The sequence below is a fragment of the Shewanella sairae genome, assembly GCF_023283535.1.
GTDB classification, from domain to species: Bacteria; Pseudomonadota; Gammaproteobacteria; order Enterobacterales; family Shewanellaceae; genus Shewanella; species Shewanella sairae.
Window position 1 is genome coordinate 1 of the sequence record NZ_JAKILT010000129.1, and the last position, 2,848, is coordinate 2,848.

The 2,848-nt window shown below is 39.9% G+C and carries 3 protein-coding genes; 1 reads left to right on the forward strand and 2 read right to left on the reverse strand.

The genetic code is table 11. From position 1 onward, the window contains the following. Positions 1-73 precede the first annotated feature (73 nt). On the reverse strand, positions 74-907 hold the full coding sequence (locus L2748_RS23365) for a DUF2797 domain-containing protein (RefSeq protein WP_220783529.1): 834 nt from the start codon (positions 905-907) through the stop codon (positions 74-76). A gap of 265 nt (positions 908-1,172) precedes the next feature. On the opposite strand from L2748_RS23365, the gene L2748_RS23370 reads away from it, so the two are divergent. Beyond that, positions 1,173-1,820: a class I SAM-dependent methyltransferase gene (locus L2748_RS23370; RefSeq protein ID WP_220783530.1), complete on the forward strand. Its 648-nt coding sequence runs from the start codon at positions 1,173-1,175 to the stop codon at positions 1,818-1,820. Positions 1,821-1,909: 89 nt separating this feature from the next. Here L2748_RS23370 and L2748_RS23375 read toward each other — a convergent pair whose 3' ends face one another. Continuing rightward, entirely contained in the window at positions 1,910-2,530 is a 621-nt protein-coding gene (locus tag L2748_RS23375) for an SPFH domain-containing protein (RefSeq protein ID WP_220783531.1), read from the reverse strand. Positions 2,531-2,848: the final 318 nt, after the last annotated feature.

The following is a 2,848-nucleotide window of genomic DNA, read 5'->3' on the forward strand; positions in this document are numbered from 1 at the left end:
GAATGAAAACCCCAAACGAGGTGCATGAAAAAGCCAGTTGGGAGTACCAACTGGCTTAATAAAAACCGTCAACCTATTTTAGGACTAGACAATAATTAACGCTAATCTCGTAAGAGCCAAACTTACGCATGTTGATCACGCCGGTATCAAAGATCAAATATTGTCCTTTAATGCCGAGTAAAACTCCGGATACTTCAGGGTTTTTATCAAAATTATGTGAGCTTATTTTGGTCGGGAAGGTGTCAACTGGATAGTTAATCGCTTGAATAGGCTCATCTAACGGCGTCACCGAAAATTCACCGTACTCTGCGGTAATAACTTGTAATCGCTCTGCGATTTGTGGAACAAGCGTTGCCGCTTGCTCTTTTAAATCGATGTCGTCGGCATTGCCTTTTAACATAGTTCGCCAGTTCGTTTTGTCGGCGATTAACTCTGCTAATGCAGTTTCTACTAGTCCAGATAGCAAACGTGTTTCTACTTTAAAGATAGGTAAACCTTGGGTTGCACCTTGATCTATCCAACGTGTTGGTAGTTGGGTGTGACGGGTAATACCGACTTTAATACCTGAGGTGTTTGACAGGTAAACATAATGCGGTACAAAGCAGTTTGCTTCCCCCCAAGATGGCTCGCGGCAAGTCCCTGCAGCAAAGTGACAGGTTTCAGGCTTCATAATACACATGTCGCAACTCGCAAGCTTTTGCATACACACATAGCAATGACCTTGAGAGTAACTCTTTTTGGTTTTTTTACCACAGCTACAACAAAGAATTTTACCTGTATGAGTGAGTGTAAGCTGGCTACCAATCAAAGGGTTTAGATCTAATAACTCCTCACCAACAGGCAGTTGATATTGCACCACATTATTCTCATCTAAGTGGCTGCGCATTTTTCTTAATGTTCCAAGCATGACATTTCTATTTTTATCAGTATTTGCCTTAGTCTAACAGATTGTTAAACCACATTTGGAATGGTTTTTCCGATTGTGCTATGGCTGATAAGCGTTTGCACGTGTTGCTGATTTTGAATCGTGTTCAGCTCGGAAGTTGGCAGCCTATTTAAGCTTTGGGGACTGTAAGCTAATTCTAATGTTAAGGGGAGTGTAAATTACCTTTACAACAATGGCTGAAGTTTCCAATCTTGGGAAGATTATTGATGAGTATCAAGGATGATTTATGGAGCCTAAAATCATAGCTTCACAGCTACGTTGCCCTGAGGGTGAACATGCAGCGGGTGTGGCAGAGACAATGAATGATGCAAATTACTTGTTAAATCAGCAATGCATAAAATTGTTGCAGTTTCGGTCTAATGACGCGGTATTAGAGATCGGTCCCGGCAATGGCGCATTTGTTGGAAACATACTTCGTTCTGCCGACAATATCCTTTATAGCGGGGTGGATTGGTCAAGTGACATGGTTGCTGAAGCAACACGTATAAATGGCGATCTTATTGACACGGGAAAGGCGCATTTTCAGCAGGGGAGTTCTGACAAACTTAAGTTTGATAATGACTGCTTTGATAAAGTCATCAGTGTACATACCTTATATTTTTGGGATAACCCCAGAGCACATCTAGAGCAAATTAAACGAGTGTTAAAACCATTGGGATTATTTTGCTTGGCCTTTGGTCGACGTGAGTTTATGCAGAACTTACCTTTTGTACAGTATGGATTTGAGCTTTATGAGGTGAAGAGTGTGGTTGCCTTATTAGCTTCTTCGGGGTTTAAAGTCATTAAACACCATGAGCATCAAGAACGTGGGCGCAGTAACGCAGGGGATATAGTCGATAAAGTTGTTGATATTTTAATCGTGACATCGAGATAAGATAGCTAAACGTTAGCTGGAATTGCGCTGCTAAAGACAGCGCCATTCCAGTTTTACTCGAAGAGGATAAATCTATATCTTCCTACGCACTAGCACTGACCTAGACTGCGTTGAATATAAGGTTCATACCTGTTAGTTAGTGCGCCAAACTCTAAGGAGGTTAGAATATATCCTTGGTCTAATAGTTTATCAGTGATACGTCTTTTAAACTCTGCACATATACGTGACTGCATGCTAGGTAAGTCATCTTCAAGTACATATATGCTAATCGTTTCTCTAAAAGTATCGTGACTGAGATAAAGGGCTTCATCATCAATATATTTCGCCGGCAATACTTGTGGCATTTGTGTCGTATCAAGTTGATAACGCATATTCATTGTTAAATAGTAATCAGCAGAGCCATCCTCTTTAGCCAGTATTGGTGGCTCACTGATCTCTATAGAGCGTTCAGCAGTGTTGAATATGCTTACAGATTGATTGACTGTAAGGTGAAGTCCTGGCGGGAGCGGCGGATTATCAAAGATATAACCTAATTCATTTTCTTGGATATAGACAATATTGATAGGGTATTTGTGGTGATTGAATTGGCTATTGTCCCCGAGCGCAGAGGCAACGATTTGTGTTGATAGTACCCCGAAAATGGTAAGTAGGCTGATGAGAAGAAGGGAGCTGATAATGACGGTTTTTTTCATATTCCATGTAAGTGACAAAAGTAAAATCCTTAACTTTTCAAATATATCGTTTTACAAAAGCGTTCATCAATAAATCGCTTTCTAGGGGGAGTGATGCTAGCACTTACCGTATTTGACAGCAATTAATGACCCTAAAGCGACTTTTCAGCTATTTAAATACGTTTCTCAAGATCGAAAAAGTTGCCATTTGGCTAGTTTATAGGTCACTTTTTTTGTTGATTATTACGATGACTTATTCACTTACTAAGGATTAAAGGATTAAAGGATTAAAGGATTAAAGGATTAAAGGATTAAAGGATTAAAGGATTAAAGGATTAAAGGATTAAAGGATTAAAG

What these genes read in the sequence shown, in the direction of transcription:
- L2748_RS23365 (WP_220783529.1), bottom strand. Translation starts at nt 907, where the DNA reads ATGCTTGGAACATTAAGAAAAATGCGCAGCCACTTAGATGAGAATAAT.
- L2748_RS23370 (WP_220783530.1), top strand. Translation starts at nt 1,173, where the DNA reads ATGGAGCCTAAAATCATAGCTTCACAGCTACGTTGCCCTGAGGGTGAA.